We start from the raw sequence: 24,122 nt of genomic DNA, 5'->3' as shown, positions 1-24,122 counted from the left end.
TTTGAGTCTGGCGTGACTCCCTTGCAGCGTAGGATGGGGCCAAAGCCCCCTCCCGACGGTCAACCAGGTATCACTGCGCCCACGGCAGGATGGGAATTGCCGTTACCGCATTTTGCGGGCTGCCTTCGATCATCCGGTCGCTGTACACCAGGTACACCAGCGTGTTGCGCTTCTTGTCCAGAAAGCGCACCACCTGCATGGTCTTGAACACCAGCGAGGTGCGCTCCTTGAATACTTCCTCGCCGTCCTTGAGCTCACCCTTGAAGTTGATCGGACCGACCTGACGGCAGGCGATCGACGCCTCTGCGCGGTCTTCGGCCAGACCCAGCCCACCTTTCACACCGCCCGTCTTGGCCCGCGACAGGTAGCAAGTCACACCCTCGACCTTCGGATCGTCGAACGCCTCGACCACAATGCGGTCGTTCGGCCCGAGGAACTTGAACACAGTGGATACCTGGCCGATTTCATCGGCTGGGGCCAGCACCGGCAGCGCCAAGGCCGCCAGGGCAATCATCTTTTTCAGCATGCCCCGCCTCCTCAGACCAGCACCAGGTTGTCGCGGTGCACCAGCTCCGGTTCGGCGCTGTAGCCCAGCAGGCTCTCGATGGCATCGGAAGGCTGGCCGATGATCTTCTGCGCCTCCAGGGCGCTGTAATTGGCCAGGCCACGGGCCACTTCACGACCATCAGGCCCTACGCAGACCACCATTTCGCCACGACGGAAGCTGCCCTGCACGGTCTTCACGCCAACCGGCAACAGGCTCTTGTTCGACTCGCGCAAGGCCTTCACGGCGCCGTCGTCCAGCACCAGGGTCCCGCGGGTTTGCAGATGGCCGGCCAGCCACTGCTTGCGTGCAGCGAGCATGCCGCGCTCGGGCGACAGCAGAGTTCCCAAGCGCTCGCCAGCCTTCAAGCGATCCAGGACACGCTCGATGCGGCCACCGATGATGATGGTATGGGCGCCGGAACGGGCAGCCAGGCGCGCGGCGCGCAGTTTGGTCTGCATACCGCCGCGACCGAGCGCCCCCCCGGTACCGCCAGCAACGGCATCGAGCGACGGATCATCGGCGCGAGCCTCATAGATCAACTGCGCCTGCGGGTTGTTGCGTGGGTCTGCGTCGAACATGCCGTCGCGGTCGGTGAGGATCACCAGCAGATCGGCTTCCACCAGGTTGGCCACCAAGGCGGCCAGGGTGTCGTTGTCACCGAAACGGATCTCGTCGGTGACCACGGTGTCGTTCTCGTTGATCACCGGGACCACACCCAGATCGACGAGAGTACGCAGGGTGCTGCGCGCATTGAGGTAACGCTTGCGGTCGGAAAGGTCATCATGGGTCAGAAGAATCTGCGCGGTGTGTTTGCCGTGCTCGCCGAAGCTCGACTCCCATGCCTGCACCAGGCGCATCTGGCCAATGGAAGCGGCGGCTTGCAGCTCGTTCATCGCGCTCGGTCGCGAGGTCCAGCCCAGCTGGCTCATGCCCGCTGCCACGGCCCCGGAGGAGACCAGCACCAATTCCACACCTGCTTCCCGCAGTGCGACCATCTGCTCGACCCAGACAGCCATGGCGCCGCGGTCGAGGCCTTTGCCATCCGCCGTCAGCAGGGCGCTGCCGATCTTCACGACCCAGCGCTTGGCGCCTGTCACCTTGCTTCGCATCTTCTCTTCCAACCTATGTCGAATCTGTAGATACCGTAGATACAAAAACGCCGCTCGTTTGAGCGGCGTTTAGTGTACTGCAACCGATCAGTCGCGCACGTAAATGATTTCCGGACCGTCTTCGTCGTCCTCGAAATCATCCCAGTCATCGTCGTCGCCGATGTCGTGCACGCTCTTGACGCCGGTGCGGCGCAGAGTACGCGCGTCATCCAGCGCCTGCAGCTGGGCACGGGCTTCATCTTCGATACGCTGATCGAGCTCGGCCAGCTCTTCGGCGTAGGCCGGGTCGTTGGCCAGGCGGTCGGCGCGGTCTTCCAGGTAACGCATCAGGTCGTGGCTGAGCTGTTCGGTGCCCTGCTTGGCAATGGCCGAAATCACATAGACCGGACCATCCCAGTTCAAGCGCTCGACGACTTCCTTGACGCGCTCTTCGCGCTCATCGTCCATGATCATGTCGGCCTTGTTCAGCACCAGCCAACGCTCACGATCGACCAAAGCCGGGCTGAACTGCGCCAGCTCGTTGAGGATGATTTCAGCGGCATCGGCCGGGCTGCTGCCGTCCAGCGGCGCCAGGTCGACCAGGTGCAACAGCACACGGGTGCGCGCCAGGTGCTTGAGGAAGCGGATACCCAGGCCGGCGCCATCGGAAGCACCTTCGATCAGGCCCGGGATGTCGGCGATGACGAAACTCTTCCAGCGGTCGACGCTGACCACACCCAGGTTCGGCACCAGGGTGGTGAACGGGTAGTCGGCAACCTTCGGCTTGGCTGCGGAAACCGCACGGATGAAGGTGCTCTTGCCCGCATTCGGCAAGCCCAGCAGACCGACGTCGGCCAGGACCTTGAGCTCCATCTTCAGGTCGCGCTGCTCACCCGGTTTGCCTGGCGTGGTCTGACGCGGCGCGCGGTTAGTGCTGGACTTGAAACGGGTGTTGCCAAGGCCGTGCCAGCCGCCCTGGGCGACCATCAGCTTCTGCCCCGGCGTGACCAGATCACCGATCACCTCCTGGGTCGAGGCGTCGATCACGGTGGTGCCGACCGGCACGCGCAGGAACAGGTCTTCACCTTTCTTGCCGGTGCAGTCGGTGCTGCCACCGTTCTGACCACGCTGGGCTTCGTGATGACGGGTGTAGCGGTAGTCGACCAAGGTGTTGAGGTTCTCATCGGCAACCATGTACACCGAGCCGCCGTCGCCACCATCACCACCGTTGGGGCCACCGTTCTCGATGAACTTCTCGCGGCGGAAGCTCATGCAACCATTGCCGCCGTCACCGGCCTTGACCCGGATCGATACTTCGTCAACAAACTTCATAAAAACCGCCTCTCGTCTTCCGACGAGCTGAATGACTCAATTACATGAGGCTCTTGCAAAAATGAGCGCGGCGGCCCCGTACGACCGTAGAAACCCACGCCGGCAGCCCATACAAACAGCTTTGCAAGAGGCTCACCACAAACGAAAAAGCCCCGTCGCATGACGGGGCTTCTCCAGCGACAGCGCGATTAGGCCGCGACGACGCTTACGTAACGACGACCGAACTCGCCTTTCTTCTCGAACTTGATCACGCCTTCGATCTTGGCGAACAGGGTGTGATCCTTGCCCATACCAACGCCGTAGCCGGCGTGGAATTCGGTGCCGCGCTGGCGGACGATGATGTTGCCTGGCTTGATAACCTGGCCACCATACATCTTCACGCCAAGGCGTTTCGATTCTGAGTCGCGACCGTTACGAGTACTACCACCAGCCTTTTTGTGTGCCATGGTTCAATTCTCCAATAAATTCAGGGGATCGGGGCGATTAAGCCTGGATACCGGTGATTTTGATTTCGGTGAACCACTGGCGGTGGCCCATGCGCTTCATGTGGTGCTTACGACGACGGAACTTGATGATGCGAACCTTGTCGTGACGGCCTTGCGAAACGACTTCGGCCACAACCTTGGCACCTGCGACGACTGGAGCGCCGATGGTGACTTCTTCGCCGTTGGCGACCAGCAGAACGCGATCGAAGGTCACGGATTCGCCAGTAGCGACTTCCAGCTTCTCGATCTTGAGGAATTCACCTTCAGCGACTTTGTACTGCTTGCCGCCGGTAACGATTACTGCGTAAGACATTGGGTATTTCTCCGATAATCCTGCTCACCCAGCGCTTTATATGATGAGTATTGGCTGGCATGGCTGCACTGGGCTGGAACGGCCCGGTGCAATTGCGTAAGGCAGGTGCTGCCCAGGAAGTTAGGGTGCGCGATTGTACGCAACCCAATAAATGCTTGCAAGTGGCGGCCAGGGGCCACGGGCACCGCGCCTTGACACACCGGGACCCGCGACCTAGCATGCCGCGCAACCTCAATGGAGCAGCCGATGCAACCCCAAACCTTCTACCGCGCGGTAGCTGACGATTTCAGCGCCGTCGACGAGATCATCAAGAAGCAGCTGACCTCGCGCGTGCCGCTGGTATCGAAGATCGGCGACTATATCACGTCCGCTGGCGGCAAGCGCCTGCGCCCATTGCTGGTGCTGCTGTGCGGCAAGGCCCTGGGTCGTGAAGGCGACGACCTGCGCTTGCTCGCGGCGACCATCGAGTTCCTGCACACCGCCACCTTGCTGCACGATGACGTGGTCGACATGTCCGGTATGCGCCGTGGCCGCTCCACCGCCAACGCCCTGTGGGGCAACGCCCCGAGCGTGCTGGTCGGCGACTTCCTTTATTCGCGCTCGTTCGAGATGATGGTCGAGCTGGGCTCGATGCCGGTCATGCAGATCCTCTCCAAGGCCACCCGGGTGATCGCCGAGGGCGAGGTGCTGCAACTGTCGCGAGTTCGCGATGCCAGCACCACCGAAGAGGTCTACATGGATGTCATCCGCGGCAAGACCGCGATGCTGTTCGAGGCCTCCACCCACAGCGCCGCTGCACTGGCCGGCGCCAGCGACGAGCAGCGCGAAGCCCTGCGCACCTTCGGTGACCATCTGGGCGTGGCCTTCCAGCTGGTCGACGACCTGCTGGATTACAAAGGCGACTCGCAGACCCTGGGCAAGAACGTCGGCGACGACCTGGCCGAGGGCAAGCCAACCCTGCCGCTGATCTACACCATGCGCGAAGGCACCGCCGAACAGGCCGCCCTGGTACGCCAGGCGATCCAGAAGGGCGGTATCGAGGACTTGGAGCAGATCCGCATCGCCGTGGAAGCCTCCGGCGCCTTGGACTATACCGCCCAGCTCGCCCGGGACTACGTCAAGCGCGCCATCGAATGCCTGGAAGTGCTGCCAGCCAGCGAATACCGTGACGCACTGATCGAACTGAGCGAGTTTGCGGTAGCCCGAACCCACTAAGATCGCATCGCCCTCATTCGCGGGTAACTCCGCCCCACAGATTGCGCCGCGTCTGTGGGAGCGGGGTTACCCGCGAATGCGTTTGCACAGGCAAAACACACTATCCGATCAAAACCTTATACAATGTGGGCCTTAATCCCGCTTGTCTTGAGGAACCCCTGTGAGCACTTTGCCACCTTGCCCCAAATGCAACTCCGAATACACCTATGAGGATGGCACTCAGCTGATCTGCCCCGAATGCGCCCACGAATGGTCGGCCAATGGCGAAGCCGAAGCCGCCAGCGACGACGTGGTGAAAAAGGATTCGGTCGGCAATGTCCTGCAGGACGGCGACACCGTCACGGTCATCAAGGACCTCAAGGTCAAAGGATCTTCCCTGGTGGTGAAGGTCGGCACCAAGGTCAAGAATATCCGCCTGTGCGATGGCGACCACGATATCGACTGCAAGATCGACGGCATCGGCGCCATGAAGCTGAAGTCCGAGTTCGTACGCAAGGTCTGACCCCGCACCGGGGCCGCCACCCGGGCGGCCCCTCAGGTCTGCGAGAAGTCCCTACCCCGCCCGGAAGAAAACTTCCAATAGGGTCTTGCTATTTTGATAATAAGAATTATTCTCACTGGAACCCATTCCAAGGAGAACAGCCATGACCTATCTGATCGATGCCTGGCTCGACCGGCCTCACCCCTACCTGCGCATTCTGCATCGCGAAACAGGCGAAGTCTGTGCCGTGCTCGAGCAAGACGCGCTCGATGAGCTGCGCGACCAGGGCGACCTGGACCTCAATGGCCTGAATTCAAGCGAGCCGGGAGTGCTCAAGGAGTTGGTGCGAAATCTGTTTCTGTATTGCTATGCACGGGCATTGCGCCCCGGGGGAACAGAGTGGAACTGATGCCACAGGCTTGGCCAACTCCCGCACGCGCTGAATGCACGGCACCTGCGGGAGCGGGCTTGCCCGCGACTGGGCCGCAATGCGGCCCCGACGGCATTACAGAACGTCGAGCAGCTCGACGTCGAACACCAGTACGCTGTGCGGCGGGATGCTGCCGACGCCCTGGGCGCCATAGGCCAGCTCGCTCGGCACGTACAGACGCCATTTGCTACCGGCATTCATCAGTTGCAGCGCCTCGGTCCAGCCCGCGATGACACCACCGACCGGGAATTCGGCCGGCTGGCCACGATCGTAGGAGCTGTCGAACACAGTGCCGTCGATCAGGGTGCCGTGATAGTGGGTACGCACGTTGTCTTCGCGAGTCGGCTTGGCGCCTTCGCCTGCGGTCAGGACTTCGTACTGCAGGCCCGACGCCAGGGTGACGATGCCGTCACGCTTGGCATTCTCGACCAGGAACTGCTTGCCAGCGGCAGCAGCAGCTTCGGCCTTGGCAGCCGCTTCGGCTTGCATCACTTCACGGATGACCTTGAAGCTGGCCGACAGGTCGGCTTCGCTGACTCGGCTCTCGGCACCGCTGAACGCATCGGTCAGGCCAGCCAGGATGGCTTCCAGGCTCACGCCTGGCGGCGGGTTGTCACGCAGTTGGCCGCCCAGCTGACGGCCAATGCCATAGCTGACGCGCGTTTCGTCGGTGCTCAGGTTCAGTTCGGACATTTCACTCTCCGCTTGAGGGCGAAGGAAATCCGCCCTGCATGAAAAAGGGCGAGAAGCCTAGCACACAGCGGCGCAGTGATTCAGCTATCAGGGCTACCAGGCCGAACGCTGGGAGATCGGCACTTTCAAGTCCTCCTCCGGGTGCGAACCCATTCCGCACATTTCGTCCTGGACCGACCAGTGCACCAGGTTCATCGACAACATCGGCAGAGCGTTGAGCAGTTGCCGCGCATCCTCCACCGAATGCACCCGCAACCGTTCGCCACGACCATCTGCCAGTGGGTGGGCATGGCCCTGGATCCGGGCCTCGAGCAGATAATCACCGCCTTCGATGGCGATCAGATTGAGTTCCTCGACATGGCCAGCCCTGGCTTCGACATTGAGCTGATGCAGGTTCATGAGAGCACCTCACAAGTGGGAACCACGCATGACTGCTCATTTTTTGTACACCCGTTGAAAAATCACAAGCCATGAGCGCAACCGCCCGTCCGTTTGGCAACGGACGGGCGGCGGCTAGATGCTCGGCAACAGCGTCGATCAGTGCTTGGTGAGCTTGTCCAGGTAACCCATGACGAACGCCGAGACCACGAAGGTCATGTGGATGATCACATACCACATCAGATAGTCGGTGGAGATGTTCTGGGCATCCATGAATACCCGCAGCAGATGGATCGAGGAGATCGCCACGATGGAGGCCGCGACTTTCATCTTCAGCGAAGAAGAATCCATCTTGCCCAGCCAGTTGAGCTTCTCCTTGTTGTCGTCGATGTCCAACTGCGAGACGAAGTTTTCGTAGCCAGAGATCATCACCATCACCAGCAGGCCTCCGACCAGCGACATGTCGATCAGCGACAGGATCACCAGAATCAGGTCGGCTTCGCTCAGCGCGAAGACATTCGGCAGGACGTGGATGACTTCCTGGAAGAACTTCAGCGCCAGGGCCAGCAGGCCCAGGGACAGGCCGAAATAGATCGGAGCGAGCAGCCAGCGCGAGGCATACATCGCATTTTCAAGGATACGTTCCATGGGGAGATAGAGACTCGTCAGATGGCGAAAAAGCGAGCGCGAGTATAGCTACCCCTCCGGGACAGCAAAAGCCTGGAGCCCAGAGCGTCGCGGGTTAACCGCCTCCACCGGTGGAGGCGGCGCCCCCATGCTCCAGGCAGCCGAACGCAACGACTGCCGAGCAATCAGGTCTCGGGATGGAACTGATAATCCCCTAGGTTGCGACAGCGCTCGCCATTGATCCGCCGCAACTGCGCTTGCAGGTGCAGGCACCAGATCTGCGGGTCGTCAGCGACCTGATAACCATGCAAGGTCAGGCTGTCGACAATGGCATTGAGCACCGACTCGGCGACCAGTGGACCATGGAATGGTCCTTGAGCCTTGATGGCCGAAGGTTGCTCTCCCTCCATCCCGGCAGCGAAGAGCAAGGTCCACATCCCGGTGTCGCCGGCCAGCGGACGGATACTGCATTCGATACGCGTCACCAGGCCCAGGCACTGGCGGGTGAGGCTGAGGTTGCGCATGGCGGCGTCCCCTCTGTGAAGCCTTGTTCAGCCCGAAAACTTCAGGCTGTTTCCATCCTGAACGCTGATGCCGTCCTAAGTTCCAGCATAGAAGACCCACAAAAAAAGATGGAAAACCGGCGCTGAACGGTAGCCATTTGCCTCCAGCGCCGGTTTATTGACTCAAGCGGGATTCGCTTGGGCCACGACCTCCTCCATGCGCTCTTTCTCGGCTTCCTTGATGTCTTCCTCGCTGATCATCTCGGCAATCACACGCAAGCGCTCGACCACCCGCGCATTGACGCTGCCTTCAGGGAATTGGCCCTTCTCGTCAGGTGCCCCGGCCTCCTCGCCCACCAGTAGGCTCAGGGCCTCGTCGGCCTGGCTGACGGCATAGACGTGGAACCGTCCGGCCTCGACCGCCTGAACCACCCGCTCATCGAGCATCAGCGTAGCGACGTTGGCGCGCGGAATGATCACGCCTTGCTCACCGGTCAGCCCGCGTGCCTCACAGAGACGGAAGAAGCCTTCGATCTTCTCGTTGACCCCTCCCACCGCCTGCACTTCACCGAACTGGTTGATCGAACCGGTGATGGCGAAGCACTGCTTGAGCGGGGTGCGGGACAAGGCCGAGATCAAGGTACAGACTTCGCCGAGCGATGCGCTGTCCCCGTCCACATATCCATAGGACTGCTCCAGCGCGATGCTCGCCGAGATCGCCAGCGGGAACTCCTGGGCATAGCGGCTCCCCAGATAACCGGTGAGGATCATCACGCCTTTGGAGTGAATCGGCTGGCCTAGGTTGACCTCACGTTCGATATCGACGATGCCGCTGCCGCCCGGGTAGACAGTCGCGGAGATCCGCGCCGGCATGCCGAACGCCGAATCCCCGACCTCGAGCACGGTCAGGCCGTTGCACTTGCCGATGGCGGCACCCTCGGTGTCGATCAGGATGATGCCGGCGAGCATGTCGTCGAGCACTCGCTGCGACACTCGCCCGGTGCGTGTGGCCTTGGCCTTGAGGGCGCGTTCGATGTGCCCGGCATCGGTCATGTCCTCGCTGGCCAACTGACGGATGAAGTCCGCCTCACTGACCAACTGGAACAGGTCACCGATACGCGCCGACAGGCGCGACTGGTTCTCTGCAAGACGGGCGCTGTAGGTGGCCAGCCGGGCCACGGCATCGCTGGTCAGCGGGGCCATGCCTTCCTCGTTGGTGCGGGTGCGCAGCAACTGGGCGAACTGCTCGAGGTTCTCGTCGACCATCGGCATGTCTTCGTCAAAGTCCACCAGCACCCGGAACATCTCCTGGAAGTCCGAGTCGTGGTCCTGCAGCGCGTAGTACAGCTGGCGAGAACCGATGATGACCAATTTGATGGTGAGCGGGATCATCTGCGGCGTGAGGGTCACGCTGGCGACCCGCCCCAGTTCGCCCAGCGGCGATTCCATCTTCAGCTTGCGCGATTGCAGGGCGCGCTTGAGGGCGTCCCAGACGAACGGCTCGCCGAGCATCTTCTCCGCTTCGAGGATCAGGAAGCCACCATTGGCCCGGTGCAGCGCACCCGGGCGCAGCTGGCGATAGGAGGTGTAGAGCGCGCCCTGGTCGGTGCTGTACTCGATTCGGCCGAACAGGTTGTCGTAGGTCGGGTGCGGCTCGAACACCATCGGCGCTCCGCCGCTGACGTGATGACCGACCACCAGGCTCGGGGCGTATTGCTCCTCGAGCATCTTGCGCGCCACGGCATCGGTCTTGCTGTCGTCGACCAGTTGCTCCACCACGGTACGCAGCAGGTTCAGTTGCATGGACTGCAGGTAGGCGCAGACGGCCGCATTCTCTGCGTATTTTTCAGACAGCGGCGCCAGCAGTGGCTGAAGGGCCAGGGTGATGGTTTCTTCATTGAGTTGACGCAACTGGTTGTTCGATTCGCGCTTCCACTGAGGCAGGCTGGCCAGCTCCTCGTTGAGACGCTCCTCGAGTGCGGCGATGTCCTCGTGGAACTGCTCGCGCACCTCCTCGGGCAGTTGAGCGAACTCGGCCTCGTCCAGGGCCTTGCCATCGGCCATGGGCGTGAAGGCGACGTTGCTGGCGTCGCGATACAGGGCCACGTCCTTTTCCAAAGACGCCCGCTCGATCACATCCAGGGCACGGTCGTAGCGCTGGTTGAAGGCCCGGTCGATCGCGCCTTTCTTCTGTTGGTAGGACGGATGCTCGAACACTGCCGGGAACGTGGCCAGCAGGTTGTCGATCAGGCCGTTCATGTCGGTGATGAATTCGTTGGCGCTGCCAGCCGGCAGCTCCAGTGCCCGTGGCTCGCGGGTGTCGTCGAAGTTGTTGACGTAGACCCAGTCAGACGGCGTCTGCTGGCGTTTGCCCTCAGCCTTGAGGTAACGCTTGACGAACGAGAAGCGGCCGGTGCCCGGCTCGCCCATGACATACACGTTGTAGCCTGGGCGCGGCATGGCCACGCCGAACTGCAGGGCCTCTACGGCACGCTCCTGGCCCAGGACCCCTCGAAACGGCTCCAGATCGTCGGTGGTGGAAAAGGCAAACTGCTCAGCGGAGAAACGCCGGGTCAGGGCTTCGGGCGCGAGACGCAGGCGCGAGGCGACAGAATCGGGCATGGGGTTTCCTTACTTCGGCGGGGCGGATGAAAGGCATTCTGGCGCTGCCCGCGCGCTGCTTGCAAGGCTTGGCGGGACTTTATGTCGCAGCCCAGCCAATGCGAATGCGCAAGCAATTTTTCGCAATAAATAACGCAACCTTTGGATCGTGCCTAAACTCCAACCTGCGCGGGTGGGCGTATTTGCTTTCCCGACCTGGCAACCGCGTTGCCAGAACCCTGACCATTGGTACGTCTACTGAAACCGAAAAAGAGAACAAAGCTATGAAACGGATTCTTCTGGGTACTCTGTTCGCCGCTGTTTCGATCAATGCCATGGCGGAAGCGCCGGGCGGCCCGAACTGCGGCTGGGGCAACTTGCTGTTCGAGGGCCAGCGCGGTACACCGGCCCACTTCCTGGCTTCCACCACCAACGGCACTTCCGGCAACGCGACCTTCGGCATGACCTCTGGTACCAACGGCTGCTCGACCAAGGCAGCGCTCACTTATGGCGGCAAGTCCTGGTTCGCCATGAACGGCATGATGAACGAGCTCTCCGAGGACATGGCCCAGGGCCAGGGCGAAGCCCTGACCACCTATGCCGTGGTTCTTGGTGTGGCACCTGAAGACCGCGCGCACTTCGCCGCTGTCACCCACCAGCACTTCAGTGAAATCTTCAGCAGCGCCGACGTCACTGCCGAGACCGTGCACAGCAACACGCTCGCTGTTCTCAAGAGCGATCCACGCCTGGCCAAATACGCCACCGAGGCTTGAGGCCTGCCCTTTCCCGCCCCGGTTTCGGGGCGGGTTCGGTCACTTTTACCTTCGGCATCATCCAGACGTAGTTGCCCGATATGCTCAAACGCCTCGCTTCCCTGGCGCTGGTCGCCAGTGCTCCACTTCATGCCGCGCCACAGCTCGATCAGGCGCGAGTCCAACAACTGGCCTCGACCCCTTACTGGATTGCCCTGGGCCACTACGAGACGGCCAAGCTCGGTGGCTGGCGCAGCTATGTGGACGATGACGCGTTCTTCCTGGCCCCCGATGGCGCCCATCATCCCGATCAGGAGCTCGAGGCCACGGTCCAAGCGCTGTATGCCCCGGCCAGCCTGGGTGACAAACATGCCCAATGCGTCTTCCCTGCGCGCACCCGCTGGCTGCGTGAGCAACTGCAGCTCACGGACTTGCCTCAACCGAACTGCCAGGAATTCGCCACCTGGTACAAATCCATCGACCCGCACAGCGCCGTGCTGGTGTTTCCGGCGGCCTACCTGAACAGCCCTTCGTCGATGTTCGGCCATACCTTGCTGCGCATCGACCAGTCCAATACCCGCAGCGACGACACCACGCTGCTGAGCTACGCGATCAACTTCGGTGCTTATATCGAAGGCAGCGACAACAGCATTCTCTATGCCTGGAAGGGGCTGATGGGCGGTTATCCCGGCCTGTTCGCCCTGATGCCCTACCAGGAAAAACTCTCCGAGTACCGCAGCCTGGAAAATCGCGACCTGTGGGAATACCAGCTGGACCTGACACCCGAAGAGACCGGACGCATGGTCGAACATGTGTGGGAACTCAAGCAGATCCAGTTCGATTACTTCTTCTTCGATGAGAACTGCTCCTACCGCCTGCTGGAGTTGTTGCAGGTGGCCCGCCCCAGCCTGGACCTCACCTCGCAGTTCCCGCTGACCGCCATCCCCACCGACACGGTCAAGGCGGTCAAGCAGTCCGGGTTGGTCGCCAGCGTCCATTACCGCCCCTCCCGCGAGCGTGAACTGCTGGCCCGCGCCGAATCACTGGATCACGACGAAAAGCAGCAGGTGCTGGCCGTCAGTGCCGATACCGCAGAACTAAAGGCTCCCGCCTTCACCGCCCTGCCCCGCGAACGCCAGGCCCTCGTGCAGGACGCCGCCTACCGATTGGAGCGTTACCGCGCCAATGGCCAGGTCCGCGACCCGGCCCAGGCCCGGCGCAGCTTCGAACTGTTGCAGGCGATCAACCGCAACCCGCCACCGCCACTGGCAATCGAGCGGCCGGGCTTGCCCGAGGACGGCCATCAGTCACGCACCTGGCAACTGGGCGTCGGCACCCGCGACGACCGCGCCTACGCCGAATACGGCCTGCGCATGGCCTACCATGACCTCAACGACAATGCCTACGGTTTCCCGCTGGGCGCGCAGATCGAGATCCTGCAGCTCAAGCTGCGCCAGTACGAAAACAACGACTGGCAGGTGCAACGCCTGGACCTTGCGACCATCCGTTCACTGACACCACGCAACGAACTGCTCCAGCCCTGGTCCTGGCAGGTAGCGGGAGGGCTCGAGCGGGTGCCGGGCAAGCATGATGACGAGGTCCTGGTCAGTCATGTCAACGGTGGCGCCGGTGCCACCTGGCAGCTGGCCGACGGCCTCTTGGGCTTCGCCCTGGGCACCGCGCGGATCGAGCACCACAACGACTTTGCCCAGTTCATCGCCCCGGCGGCAGGTTTCAACGGCGGGCTGTTGTGGCGCAACGGCCTGGGCAATCTGACCCTGGAAGCCAAGGGCGACTACTTCACCAATGGCGAGGTACGCCGTACGCTGAGCCTCAACCAGCAGTGGGAAATCAGCCAGAACCTCGGGTTGCGGTTAAGTGCCAGCCGCCAGTTCAGCCAGCTGGCGACGGCGCAGAATGAGGTGATGCTGGAGTTGAAGTGGTACCACTACTGAGTCGCCCCTGTCCGTGTTAGCGGGTTTACCCGCTGACACCTCAGCAAACAGGAACGCTGTGCGAGTCATTGACACGGTTTTGACGCCCCACCGACAAATCGCCGCCTAGACTTTCCCGTATCGGTCAGAGGGTATGTGGTCATGCGTTGGTGTGGGGTCGGGTTGTGGATAACGTTGTCGCTCACCGGCTGCCAGTCAGCCCACCAGCACATGATCGACCAGGGCTATCCGCCCGCCTATGCCGATGGTTTCGAGGACGGCTGTAGCAGCGGTCGCCAGGCAGCCGGGCTAATGGTCGGGGGCTTTCGCAAGAACGTGGCGCGGTACCTGCACGAGCGCCAGTACGAAACCGGTTGGGACGACGGTTTTCGCCAGTGCAATGCAATGCAGTCCAACGAAGATCTACGCCAGTATCGCGAACGCTATTGGGATGAGCGCGACCGGCAATGGCAGCAGGAAAAAGACCGCGACGCCGCGCGCGCCTATCGCCGCCAATGAGTCGCAAACGGACAACCGTTGAAACCCGCACGCTGCCACCATGGTCTCCTGCACAAGGAGGCTTTCATGAGTCGAGCATTTGTCAACGAGGATCAGGCCGCTGCCCAGGCCAGCCAACCGGTGGAGCGACGGGTCAGCGACCAGCCCAACTACGTCACCGCCAGCGGGCTCGCCCAGCTGCAGCAGCGTGTGGCCGAGCTCAACGCACTGCGCAACGAGCTCATGGCCCAGGGCGAGCGCGCCGACAAGCAGCGCCTGGCCGACAGCGAACGGGATTTACGGTATTTCTCTGCGCGGGTACAAAGCGCCCAAGTCGTGCCTGCTGCCCATTCCACCGAAAAAGTGCAGATTGGCAGCCGGGTGACCTTCGTCGACGAAAATGACCAGCAACACACCGTGCAACTGGTGGGGGAAGACCAGGCCGACGCTACGCGTGGCCTGGTCAACTGGGGCTCACCGTTGGGCCGGGCGCTGCTGGGTGCGGGGCCCGGGGATGAAGTGCTGTGGCGACGACCGGTGGGAGATCAGTCGATCGAGGTCGTCAGCATCGAAGGCGAGCCCTGAAACAGCGTACGCCCTTTTCTCGGGCGACCCGCTCTTACAAGCTGGATCCTTGTCGGAGCAGGTTTACCCGCGAAAGGGTCAGTGATGGCTTTTAAACCACACCCTGGGCCAGCATGGCATCGGCGACCTTGACGAAGCCGGCGATGTTGGCGCCCTTGACGTAGTTGATGGTGCCATCGGCTTCTTCGCCGTAGTGCACGCAAGCGTGATGGATCGACTGCATGATGTTGTGCAGCTTGCTGTCCACCTCACCGGCAGTCCATAGCAGGCGCATGGCGTTCTGCGACATTTCCAGGCCCGAAACCGCCACGCCACCTGCGTTGGAGGCTTTGCCCGGCGCATAGAGGATGCCCGCTTCCAGGAAGATATCCACCGCCTCGAGGGTGGTCGGCATGTTGGCGCCCTCGGCCACGCAGATGCAGCCGTTTTGCAGCAGGGTGCGGGCATCTTCGGCGTTGAGTTCGTTCTGGGTGGCGCATGGCAGCGCGATGTCGCATGGCAGACTCCAAGGCGTCTGGCCTTTGCGGAACTCCAGACCGTACAGGCTGGCCATCTCGCTGATGCGGCCGCGCTTGACGTTCTTGAGCTCCATCAGCGCATCCCACTGCTCGTCGGTCAGGCCGGCTTCGCAGAACAGGGTGCCCTCGGAATCCGACAGCGAAATGACCTTGCCGCCCAGGTCCATGACCTTGCGCGCGGCGTACTGCGCCACGTTGCCCGAACCGGAGATCGCCACACGACGGCCATCGATACGCAGATCGCGGCGTTTGAGCATTTCTTCGGCGAAGTACACACAACCGTAGCCAGTGGCTTCCGGGCGGATCAGGCTGCCACCGTAGGTCATGCCCTTGCCGGTCAGTACCGAGGTGAACTGGTTGGCCAGGCGCTTGTACTGGCCGAACAGGTAGCCGATCTCACGGGCGCCGACCCCGATGTCACCGGCCGGCACGTCCAGGTCGGCGCCGATGTGACGATACAGCTCGCTCATGAAGGCCTGGCAGAAGCGCATGACTTCGGCATCGCTCTTGCCTTTCGGATCGAAGTCCGAGCCCCCCTTGCCGCCGCCCATGGGCAGCGAGGTCAGTGAATTCTTGAACACCTGCTCGAAGGCCAGGAACTTGAGCACCCCCAAGTTGACCGATGGGTGGAAACGCAGGCCGCCTTTGTAAGGGCCGATAGCGCTACTCATCTGGATGCGGTAACCGCGGTTGACTTGCACCTTGCCTTGGTCGTCGACCCACGAAACGCGGAACAGTACTGCACGCTCGGGCTCGACCATCCGTTCGAGAATACCGGCCTTGAGGTAGCGGGGGTTGGCTTCGAGAAAAGGCCACAGGCTGCGCAAAACTTCTTCCACGGCCTGGTGGAATTCAGGCTGGGCCGGGTCGCGCTGCTTCAGGCGGGCCAGGAAATCGTCGACGGATTCGATCATGGTAGACATCTCACCAAGAGGATTGGACTTATTGGTTTTTTCCGAGACTTTACCAAGAACCAATCGCACCGGAACAGGGCGGCATGTCGTTTTTTTGAAATTTTCTGGTGCAATTTCTATAACTGTATACAAACAATACGTTGCCAATCGGTGAGTTCAAGAGCGGTTTGCCATCGCGCCCAACCTCAATAAAAGGCCCTCTTCGACTGCCGCGCTCATGCGCAGCGCCGTTACGCGCCAGGCACAAAAATGGGGCCCCTGAGGGCCCCATTCTTGTGCAGCGCTTGCCGGCTTACTGGGCCAGCTTCTTGTGCCGTACCCGGTGCGGTTGGGCAGCGGCATCGCCCAGGCGCTTCTTGCGGTCGGCTTCGTACTCGGTGTAGTTGCCCTCGAAGAACACCACGTTCGAGTCGTCCTCATAGGCCAGGATATGAGTGGCCACACGGTCCAGGAACCAACGGTCGTGGGAGATCACGATCGCGGCGCCCGGGAAGTCCAGCAAGGCTTCCTCCAACGAACGCAGGGTTTCGACGTCGAGGTCGTTGGACGGTTCGTCGAGCAGCAGGACGTTGCCACCCTCCTTCAAGGTCAGGGCCAGGTGCAGACGGCCACGCTCACCGCCGGACAGGTCCTTCACGAATTTCTGCTGGTCGCCGCCTTTGAAGTTGAAACGGCCAACGTAGGTACGCGACGGGATTTCGTAGTTGCCGATACGGATCACGTCCGAGCCGTCGGAAATCTGCTGGAACACGGTCTTGCTGCCGTCCAGGTCCTCGCGGCTCTGGTCGACGCAGGCCAGTTGCACGGTCTCACCGATCTCGATGCTGCCCGAGTCCGGCTGCTCCTTGCCCATCAGCATGCGGAACAGGGTCGACTTACCGGCACCGTTACCCCCGATCACACCGACGATGGCGCCCTTGGGCATGGAGAACGACAGGTTGTCGATCAGCACGCGGTCGCCGTAGCCCTTGGTGACGTTCTTGAACTCGATGACTTTGTCGCCCAGGCGCGGACCGGCCGGGATGTAAATCTCGTTGGTCTCGCTGCGCTTCTGGAACTCTTGGGACTGCATCTCTTCGAAGCGTGCCAGACGAGCCTTGGACTTGGACTGGCGGGCCTTGGCGCCTTTGCGCACCCACTCCAGTTCTTCCTTCATGGCGCGTTCGTGGGCGCTCTGCTGCTTGGATTCCTGCTCCAGGCGCGCCGACTTGGCTTCCAGCCAGCCCGAGTAGTTGCCTTCGTACGGAATACCGGCGCCACGGTCCAGTTCGAGGATCCAGCCTGCAACGTTGTCCAGGAAGTAACGGTCGTGGGTGATCGCCACCACGGTCCCGGGGAAGTCGTGCAGGAAGTGCTCCAGCCAAGCCACCGAGTCGGCATCCAGGTGGTTGGTCGGTTCGTCCAGCAGCAGCATGTCGGGGGCCGACAGCAGCAGGCGGCACAGGGCCACACGGCGCTTCTCACCACCGGACAGGTGCTCGATCTTGGCGTCCCATGGCGGCAGACGCAGGGCGTCGGCGGCGACTTCCAGCTGGCGCTCCAGGTTGTGGCCGTCGGAGGCCTGCAGGATCGCTTCGAGCTTGGCCTGCTCGGCAGCCAGCTTGTCGAAGTCGGCATCCGGCTCGGCGTAAGCGGCGTAGACCTCGTCCAGGCGTGCCTGGGCATCCTTGATCACGCTCACCGCTTCCTCGACGACCTCGCGGACGGTCTTGCTCGCGTCCAGCTGCGGCTCCTGGGGCAGGTAGCCGACATTGATGTCCGGCATCGGACGGGCTTCGCCGTCGAACTCCTTGTCGACGCCGGCCATGATGCGCAGCAGGGTCGACTTGCCCGCGCCGTTGAGGCCGAGCACACCGATCTTCGCGCCGGGGAAGAACGACAGGGAAATGTTCTTCAGGATTTCCCGCTTCGGCGGCACGACCTTGCTCAGCCGATGCATGGTGTAGACGTATTGAGCCAAAACCAAGCCCTCTATCAGAAAGGTAAAGACAACGACCCCGGCATGGGCCAGGGGGATGTGTTTACGGGGTGTCGTTGAACAAAGTGGGCCATTCTACGCCAAGTCGTGGCGTTTCACAGATGGCGGGGCGTCGAATGGGTGCATTGAAGGGCCAGTGCTCTGGCGAGGCCGTTCCCATCCGTACACGGGCTGTGCCGGAGGGAGCGGCCTTGAAGCCGCGACCGAGGGGCGCAGCCTGCGGCCAGGCAAGCTTAGACGTGAGCTTGTTTGGCCTTGCCGCGTGGCAGACGGCAACGGTCGTTCTGCTCGGCCAGGCGCGCAGCCCAGGCGGCCTTGACGCTGAAACCACCGGTGCGTGCCGGCTTGCTCGCACCTTGCTTGGCGGCTGGCTGGGCACCCGGTTTGGCGGCAGGTCTTGCCGAAGGCACAGCCACGGCAACCGACTCGACAACCGGCTCGACGGTCGCCTTGGCCGACTTGCGCAGCTCAGCCAGCGAAGGGCTCTTGCGCACCGCCGCGTTGGCAGCATCTGGCTTTGCCAGCGAACGCTGGCAGGACTTGCAGGATACGTCGTCGGTCACGGCAGTGCTGACCAGGGTCTGACTGCTGCGCCCACAGGCGGAATCGAGGCCATTGGTGGAATAGTGAGTAACCAAAACCGTACATCTCCAGAAGCGTTGACTATGAAGCGGCGCGCATTCTCGCACAGCTTGAAGGGTCTTGCCGAACAGGATGTCGACCATCGGCAGGGGACAGAAGAGTGGCACTTTGCCATAATTCAAGGCATGCTAGTCGGCTTGATGCGCCACTCTATAATAGTGCGCCCGGCGATATGCCCAGGCACGCCCCATGCATGTTCAGCCCCTGCCATCGCCAGCCCAAATCGCAGGATCAACGCTTGACCAATCTCACTCAACCGCCCTCCCTGCGCCCTGCTGAAGCTGCCTCGGCTGGCAATCCGCGTGGCTCGCTCAAAGGCGCCCTGGCCTTGTTGGCCCTGGTCCTGCTGGCGTTGCTCCTGTGGCAACTGTTCTCGCAATACCGCCATACCCAAAACGACCTGCACCGCCAGAGCTTGGCAGCGAGCGCCCAGCTGGCCGATCACTTGAGCCTGAGCATGGCCCTGAAGGCCGAACAGGCCGGGAACATTCTGCAACCTTACGTCAACGCCCCGACACCTTCGGCACTGCCTTCGGTGCTGCACGCGGTTCGTGACCGGCTTCCCAACCTGCAACAGCTGGCCTGGCTGGACGACAGCGGCAGGGTGGTGGCCGACAGTCTGGTCGGCAGCCCGGACCGTCAATCGATTGACGAGCTGCTGCAATTGAGTCAAGGCCGCTCGTACTTCTTCAGCAACACTGCAGACAATAACCAGATCTACCTGCTGCTGCGCCAGCCAGACGACCGCGGCTACTGGTTGTTGCGGCTCGCCCCTCGCTACTACCAGCAACTGTCCGAACACCTAAACGGCACGAGCCACCTCCTGTGGCTGCTGGAAAACAGCCGCAGCGGCACGGTTCTGGAGCGGCACGGAGCAGTACCGCCGCCTAGCGAGCCGCTACAAAGCGTGATGCTGGCCTTCATCGACAACAGTGCCTGGCAACTGCGCGGTCTGTTCGACGCCGAGCAGGCACGTGCCGATCTGCTCCCTCCCCTGATCGGAAAGTGCTTGCTGGTGCTGTTCTGCGCCCTGCTGCCGGTGCTGGCCCTGATCAACATGCGTCGCCGCCATCGGGCGCTGCAAGAGGACCGCCGTCGCTACCAGGAAATCTTCGAAGGCACTGGCGTGGCATTGTGCGTGCTCGATCTGTCCAGCCTGCCTGGTCAGCTCGACCGTTACCACCTGCGCAACCATGCCGCCCTCAAGCAGAGCCTGGCCCTGGATGCCAATTTGCGCCGCTCGCTGCTGCAAGAGCTGAAGATCACCGAAATCAACGAAGTCGCACGCCAGCTGCTCAACGTGCATTGCCACGAGGGGGCCTGGCAGCGCCTGATCGACGGTAGCGGCGATGGCCGTGAAAGCGTCGGCATGCAACTGATCGATGCGCTGATCGAACAACGCAGCCTGCTGGAACTGGAAGTGCGCCTGCCCACGTCCACCAGTGGCGAGTTGCACCTTTGGCTGATGGCCCGCCTGCCCCAGCAGCGCCGGGACTACCAGGCAGTAATCCTGAGCATCAGCGACATCACCCGCCGCAAACAGGTCGAGCTGTCCCTGCTCGAACGTGAGAGCTTTTGGTCGGACGTGGTGCGCACCGTTCCCGACCAGTTGTACGTGCAGGATGTGCATAGCCAACGGATCATCTTCAGCAATCGCCACCTCGGCCAGACCCTGGGCTACGACCGCGCCGAGCTTGCACAGATGGGGGACCGCTTCTGGGAACTGCTGCTGCATCCGGAGGATGCCGAACACTACGAAACGCTACGCCAGCAGCAGCGTGAGACCGGTCACGGCCAGACCCTGCATTGCCAACTGCGCTTCCGCCACCGTGACGGCGGCTGGCGCTGCTACGAAATCCGCGAGCAGGTCCTGACCCGCGAGGCCAATGGCCAAGTGACACGCATCATCGGGGTGGGCAAGGACGTCACGGTGCAGATCGAAGCCAGTGAATCGCTGCGCGACAGCGAGCAGCGCTACCGCATGCTGGCAGAAAGCATCAGCGATGTGATCTTCTCCACCGACAGCCAGTTGCAACTGAACTATGTCAGCCCGTCGGTGCAGGCGGTGCTGGGCTATCAGGCCGACTGGATCTTCGAGCACGGCTGGCAATCGATCGTCGCCAACCCGGCCCAACTCACGGGCGTCTACACCCTGCTCGAGCGGGTCAGCAAGGCATTGCACGACAGCGAGCAGCTCGCCCAACTGCGCAGCCAGCTGCCCACTCAGTTGTTCCTGTTCGACTGTCTGCGCGCCGATGGCCGCAAGATTCCCATCGAGCTGCGCCTGGTGCTGGTCTGGGACGAGCACGAACACTTCGAAGGTGTGCTCGGTGTCGGGCGTGACATCAGCCAGCAGCGCCGCGCCGAAAAAGACCTGCGCATGGCCGCGACGGTATTCGAGCATTCCACCTCGGCCATCCTCATCACCGACCCTGCCGGCTACATCGTGCAAGCCAACGAAGCATTCAGCCGGGTCAGCGGCTATGCGGTCAGCGAGGTGCTCGATCAACTGCCCGGCATGCTCACGGTCGACGCCCAGCAAGAGGCGCACCTGCGCTATGTGGTCAAGCAACTGCATCAGCGCGGTAGCTGGGAAGGCGAAGTCTGGCTCAAGCGTCGCAACGGCGAGCACTACCCGGCCTGGGTCGGCATTACCGCCGTGCTCGACGACGAGGGCGACCTGGCCAGCTATGTGTGCTTCTTCACCGACATCAGCGAGCGCAAGGCCAGTGAACAGCGCATCCACCGCCTGGCCTACTACGATGCCCTGACCCACCTGCCCAACCGGACCCTGTTCCAGGATCGCCTGTTCACCGCGTTGCAACAGGCCGAGCGCCACAAGTCCTGGGTGGTGTTGATGTTCCTGGACCTGGACCGTTTCAAGCCGATCAACGACTCCCTCGGCCACGCCGCGGGCGATCGCATGCTCAAGGACATGGCCCAGCGCCTGCTGGCTTGCGTCGACGATGACGATACCGTTGCGCGCATGGGCGGCGATGAGTTCACGCTGCTGCTGCAACCCAAGGCCAGCCGCGAGATGGCCCTGAACCGCGCTATTCACGTGGCCGAGAACATCCTCGGCAGCCTGGTGCGCCCGTTCGTCCTGGAAAACCGCGAGTTCTTCGTCACTGCCAGTATCGGCATCGCCCTCAGTCCGCAGGATGGCGGTGAACTGAGCCAGTTGATGAAGAACGCCGACACCGCGATGTACCACGCCAAGGAGCGCGGCAAGAACAACTTCCAGTTCTACCAGGCCGACATGAACGCCAGCGCCCTGGAGCGCCTGGAGCTGGAAAGCGATCTGCGCCATGCCCTGGAGCAGAACGAGTTCATCCTCTACTACCAGCCGCAATTCAGCGGAGACGGCAAACGCCTGACCGGAGCCGAGGCCTTGCTGCGCTGGCGTCACCCGCGCCGAGGCCTGGTTCCACCGGGCGACTTCATTCCGGTCATCGAGGAGCTGGGCCTGGTGGTGGACGTCGGCGACTGGGTGCTGCGAGAAGCCAGCCGCCAGCTCAAGGCTTGGCACAAAGCCAAGCTGCGGGTGCCGAAGGTGTCGGTGAACATCTCGGCGCGGCAGTTCTCCGATGGCCAGTTGGGTACGCGTATCGCCACCATCCTCGAGGAGACCGGACTGCCCCCGGCATGCCTGGAGCTGGAACTGACCGAAAGTATCCTGATGCGCGAGGTCAGCGAGGCCATGCAGATTCTCGACAGCCTGAAGAACCTCGGCCTGAGCATCGCGGTCGACGACTTCGGCACCGGCTATTCGTCGCTCAACTACCTGAAGCAGTTCCCCATCGACGTGCTGAAGATCGACCGCACCTTCGTCGATGGCCTGCCGGAAGGCGAGCAGGACGCCCAGATCGCCCGGGCGATCATCGCCATGGCCCACAGCTTGAACCTGGCGGTCATCGCCGAGGGGGTCGAGACTCACGAGCAGTTGGAGTTCCTGCGTGAGCACGACTGCGACGAAGTGCAGGGCTACCTGTTCGGTCGCCCCATGCCAGCTCACCAGTTCGAGGCGCAGTTCAGCCACGAGACGTTGTTCGTGTTCCAGTGAGCGAGGCGGTTCGCAGGTTTACCCACAAAAGCGTCGCTTGACCGCCCCAGGCCAGCCGAAGGCAAAACCGGACTTTCGAGTCAACCTGCACAGGTGCGCAGCCCAGTCAGGGCGCGGGTTGCAACATGAACCCCATTGGTCTGCTACGTGACACCACTTCATATGCCAGTGGCGAATCAATCGGTTAGAATGCCCACCCAATTCAGCCCGATCCTTGAGGACCGCCATGTTCAGCCGTGATTTGACCATTGCCAAGTACGACGCCGAGCTCTTCGAAGCCATGCAGCAAGAAGCTCTGCGCCAGGAAGAGCACATCGAGCTGATCGCTTCGGAAAACTACACAAGCCCCGCCGTCATGGAAGCCCAGGGCTCGGTACTGACCAACAAGTACGCCGAAGGCTATCCAGGCAAGCGCTACTACGGTGGCTGCGAGTACGTCGACGTCGTCGAGCAACTGGCCATCGACCGTGCCAAGCAGCTGTTCGGCGCCGACTACGCCAACGTCCAGCCGCACGCCGGCTCCCAGGCCAACGCAGCCGTCTACCTGGCCCTGCTGTCGGCCGGTGACACCATCCTGGGCATGAGCCTGGCCCACGGTGGCCACCTGACCCACGGCGCCGCCGTGAGCTCCTCCGGCAAGTTGTACAACGCCATCCAGTACGGCATCGACAGCAACGGCCTGATCGACTACGACGAAGTCGAGCGCCTGGCGGTCGAGCACAAGCCGAAGATGATCGTCGCGGGCTTCTCGGCCTACTCGCAGGTCCTGGACTTCGCCCGCTTCCGCGCCATCGCCGACAAGGTCGGTGCCTACCTGTTCGTCGACATGGCCCACGTTGCCGGCCTGGTCGCCGCTGGCGTCTACCCGAACCCTGTTCCGTTCGCTGACGTGGTCACCACCACCACCCACAAGACCCTGCGCGGTCCACGCGGCGGCCTGATCCTCGCTCGCAAGAACGAAGAAATCGAGAAGAAGCTCAACTCGGCTGTCTTCCCAGGCGCCCAGGGCGGCCCGCTGGAGCACGTCATCGCTGCCAAGGCGATCTGCTTCAAGGAGGCACTGCAGCCTGAGTTCAAGGCTTACCAACAGCAGGTCGTGAAGAACGCCCAGGCCATGGCCAGCGTGTTCATCGAACGTGGCTTCGACGTCGTTTCCGGCGGCACCCAGAACCACCTGTTCCTGCTGTCGCTGATCAAGCAGGACATCTCCGGTAAGGACGCCGACGCCGCCCTGGGCAAGGCCTTCATCACCGTCAACAAGAACTCGGTCCCGAACGACCCACGCTCCCCGTTCGTCACCTCGGGCCTGCGTTTCGGCACCCCAGCCGTCACCACCCGTGGCTTCAAGGAAGCTGAGTGCCGCGAGCTGGCCGGCTGGATCTGCGACATCCTCGCCGACCTGAACAACGAAGCGGTGATCGACGCCGTTCGCGAGAAGGTCAAGGCCATCTGCAAGAAGCTGCCGGTGTACGGCAACTGATCGGCAATCGCCTGATGTAAAAAAGCCCGGCCTTGTGCCGGGCTTTTTCATTGTGCGTAAGACGG

General features: G+C 62.2%; 22 protein-coding genes. 9 read left to right on the top strand and 13 right to left on the bottom strand.

Annotated elements, in window-relative coordinates; genetic code table 11:
* Nucleotides 1–70: 70 nt before the first annotated feature.
* From AB1N67_RS03575 to rplU, 5 genes are all read right to left on the bottom strand, one after another.
* A complete protein-coding gene (locus AB1N67_RS03575) occupies nucleotides 71–526 on the bottom strand; it encodes a CreA family protein (protein WP_043208479.1) in 456 nt (151 codons plus the stop codon).
* 11 nt (nucleotides 527–537) lie between these two features.
* Nucleotides 538–1,656: a glutamate 5-kinase gene (gene proB, locus AB1N67_RS03570; protein WP_043208477.1), complete on the bottom strand. Its 1,119-nt coding sequence runs from the start codon at nucleotides 1,654–1,656 to the stop codon at nucleotides 538–540.
* An 87-nt stretch (nucleotides 1,657–1,743) separates the two neighbouring features.
* Nucleotides 1,744–2,967 (bottom strand): Obg family GTPase CgtA, encoded by a 1,224-nt coding sequence (gene cgtA / locus AB1N67_RS03565; protein WP_043208475.1) that lies wholly within the window; start codon nucleotides 2,965–2,967, stop codon nucleotides 1,744–1,746.
* Between the two features lie 188 nt (nucleotides 2,968–3,155).
* Nucleotides 3,156–3,413 (bottom strand): 50S ribosomal protein L27, encoded by a 258-nt coding sequence (rpmA, locus tag AB1N67_RS03560; RefSeq protein WP_043208473.1) that lies wholly within the window; start codon nucleotides 3,411–3,413, stop codon nucleotides 3,156–3,158.
* A 37-nt stretch (nucleotides 3,414–3,450) separates the two neighbouring features.
* Nucleotides 3,451–3,765 carry a 50S ribosomal protein L21 gene (gene rplU / locus AB1N67_RS03555; protein WP_003247466.1) on the bottom strand — a complete coding sequence of 105 codons (315 nt, stop codon included), beginning with the start codon at nucleotides 3,763–3,765 and terminating at the stop codon, nucleotides 3,451–3,453.
* Nucleotides 3,766–4,011: 246 nt separating this feature from the next.
* On the opposite strand from rplU, the gene AB1N67_RS03550 reads away from it, so the two are divergent.
* The 3 genes from AB1N67_RS03550 (at nucleotide 4,012) to AB1N67_RS03540 (ending at nucleotide 5,870) form a co-directional block, all read left to right on the top strand.
* Nucleotides 4,012–4,980 (top strand): polyprenyl synthetase family protein, encoded by a 969-nt coding sequence (locus AB1N67_RS03550; protein WP_043208470.1) that lies wholly within the window; start codon nucleotides 4,012–4,014, stop codon nucleotides 4,978–4,980.
* A gap of 160 nt (nucleotides 4,981–5,140) precedes the next feature.
* Nucleotides 5,141–5,482 (top strand): zinc ribbon domain-containing protein YjdM, encoded by a 342-nt coding sequence (locus tag AB1N67_RS03545; protein WP_043208469.1) that lies wholly within the window; start codon nucleotides 5,141–5,143, stop codon nucleotides 5,480–5,482.
* A gap of 142 nt (nucleotides 5,483–5,624) precedes the next feature.
* Nucleotides 5,625–5,870, top strand: coding sequence for a hypothetical protein (locus tag AB1N67_RS03540; protein WP_043208467.1), 246 nt, complete (start codon nucleotides 5,625–5,627; stop codon nucleotides 5,868–5,870).
* A gap of 96 nt (nucleotides 5,871–5,966) precedes the next feature.
* Here AB1N67_RS03540 and AB1N67_RS03535 read toward each other — a convergent pair whose 3' ends face one another.
* From AB1N67_RS03535 to AB1N67_RS03515, 5 genes are all read right to left on the bottom strand, one after another.
* The gene (locus AB1N67_RS03535) at nucleotides 5,967–6,584 is read right to left on the bottom strand and encodes an FKBP-type peptidyl-prolyl cis-trans isomerase (RefSeq protein WP_367863536.1); all 618 of its coding nucleotides are present in this window, start codon (nucleotides 6,582–6,584) and stop codon (nucleotides 5,967–5,969) included.
* 93 nt (nucleotides 6,585–6,677) lie between these two features.
* On the bottom strand, nucleotides 6,678–6,983 hold the full coding sequence (locus AB1N67_RS03530; RefSeq protein ID WP_043208462.1) for a DUF6482 family protein: 306 nt from the start codon (nucleotides 6,981–6,983) through the stop codon (nucleotides 6,678–6,680).
* A gap of 138 nt (nucleotides 6,984–7,121) precedes the next feature.
* On the bottom strand, nucleotides 7,122–7,610 hold the full coding sequence (locus tag AB1N67_RS03525; RefSeq protein ID WP_043208460.1) for a TIGR00645 family protein: 489 nt from the start codon (nucleotides 7,608–7,610) through the stop codon (nucleotides 7,122–7,124).
* A gap of 164 nt (nucleotides 7,611–7,774) precedes the next feature.
* A complete protein-coding gene (locus AB1N67_RS03520) occupies nucleotides 7,775–8,113 on the bottom strand; it encodes a hypothetical protein (protein WP_043208458.1) in 339 nt (112 codons plus the stop codon).
* 162 nt (nucleotides 8,114–8,275) lie between these two features.
* A complete protein-coding gene (locus tag AB1N67_RS03515) occupies nucleotides 8,276–10,714 on the bottom strand; it encodes a Lon protease family protein (RefSeq protein WP_043208454.1) in 2,439 nt (812 codons plus the stop codon).
* 263 nt (nucleotides 10,715–10,977) lie between these two features.
* On the opposite strand from AB1N67_RS03515, the gene AB1N67_RS03510 reads away from it, so the two are divergent.
* From AB1N67_RS03510 to AB1N67_RS03495, 4 genes are all read left to right on the top strand, one after another.
* Nucleotides 10,978–11,466 carry a DUF3015 domain-containing protein gene (locus AB1N67_RS03510; RefSeq protein ID WP_043208451.1) on the top strand — a complete coding sequence of 163 codons (489 nt, stop codon included), beginning with the start codon at nucleotides 10,978–10,980 and terminating at the stop codon, nucleotides 11,464–11,466.
* A gap of 80 nt (nucleotides 11,467–11,546) precedes the next feature.
* A complete protein-coding gene (locus AB1N67_RS03505; RefSeq protein WP_043208449.1) occupies nucleotides 11,547–13,400 on the top strand; it encodes a DUF4105 domain-containing protein in 1,854 nt (617 codons plus the stop codon).
* Between the two features lie 141 nt (nucleotides 13,401–13,541).
* Nucleotides 13,542–13,898, top strand: coding sequence for a hypothetical protein (locus AB1N67_RS03500; protein WP_043208447.1), 357 nt, complete (start codon nucleotides 13,542–13,544; stop codon nucleotides 13,896–13,898).
* Nucleotides 13,899–13,964: 66 nt separating this feature from the next.
* Nucleotides 13,965–14,462, top strand: a complete 498-nt coding sequence (locus AB1N67_RS03495; RefSeq protein WP_336202008.1) for a GreA/GreB family elongation factor — start codon at nucleotides 13,965–13,967, stop codon at nucleotides 14,460–14,462.
* A 91-nt stretch (nucleotides 14,463–14,553) separates the two neighbouring features.
* Here AB1N67_RS03495 and gdhA read toward each other — a convergent pair whose 3' ends face one another.
* From gdhA to AB1N67_RS03480, 3 genes are all read right to left on the bottom strand, one after another.
* On the bottom strand, nucleotides 14,554–15,894 hold the full coding sequence (gene gdhA, locus AB1N67_RS03490; protein ID WP_043208443.1) for an NADP-specific glutamate dehydrogenase: 1,341 nt from the start codon (nucleotides 15,892–15,894) through the stop codon (nucleotides 14,554–14,556).
* Nucleotides 15,895–16,186: 292 nt separating this feature from the next.
* The gene (ettA, locus tag AB1N67_RS03485) at nucleotides 16,187–17,854 is read right to left on the bottom strand and encodes an energy-dependent translational throttle protein EttA (protein WP_043208442.1); all 1,668 of its coding nucleotides are present in this window, start codon (nucleotides 17,852–17,854) and stop codon (nucleotides 16,187–16,189) included.
* Nucleotides 17,855–18,105: 251 nt separating this feature from the next.
* Nucleotides 18,106–18,510, bottom strand: a complete 405-nt coding sequence (locus tag AB1N67_RS03480; protein ID WP_043208440.1) for a hypothetical protein — start codon at nucleotides 18,508–18,510, stop codon at nucleotides 18,106–18,108.
* Between the two features lie 242 nt (nucleotides 18,511–18,752).
* Here AB1N67_RS03480 and AB1N67_RS03475 point away from each other — a divergent pair, with 242 nt between their 5' ends.
* Entirely contained in the window at nucleotides 18,753–22,577 is a 3,825-nt protein-coding gene (locus tag AB1N67_RS03475) for an EAL domain-containing protein (RefSeq protein ID WP_367863535.1), read from the top strand.
* 226 nt (nucleotides 22,578–22,803) lie between these two features.
* A complete protein-coding gene (gene glyA, locus AB1N67_RS03470; protein WP_043208438.1) occupies nucleotides 22,804–24,057 on the top strand; it encodes a serine hydroxymethyltransferase in 1,254 nt (417 codons plus the stop codon).
* Nucleotides 24,058–24,122 lie beyond the last annotated feature (65 nt).

Source organism: Pseudomonas guariconensis (assembly GCF_040822035.1).
GTDB lineage: Bacteria > Pseudomonadota > Gammaproteobacteria > Pseudomonadales > Pseudomonadaceae > Aquipseudomonas > Aquipseudomonas guariconensis.
The sequence above is the reverse complement of the archived record's forward strand: the minus strand, read 5'-3'. Positions and strand labels throughout refer to the sequence as shown.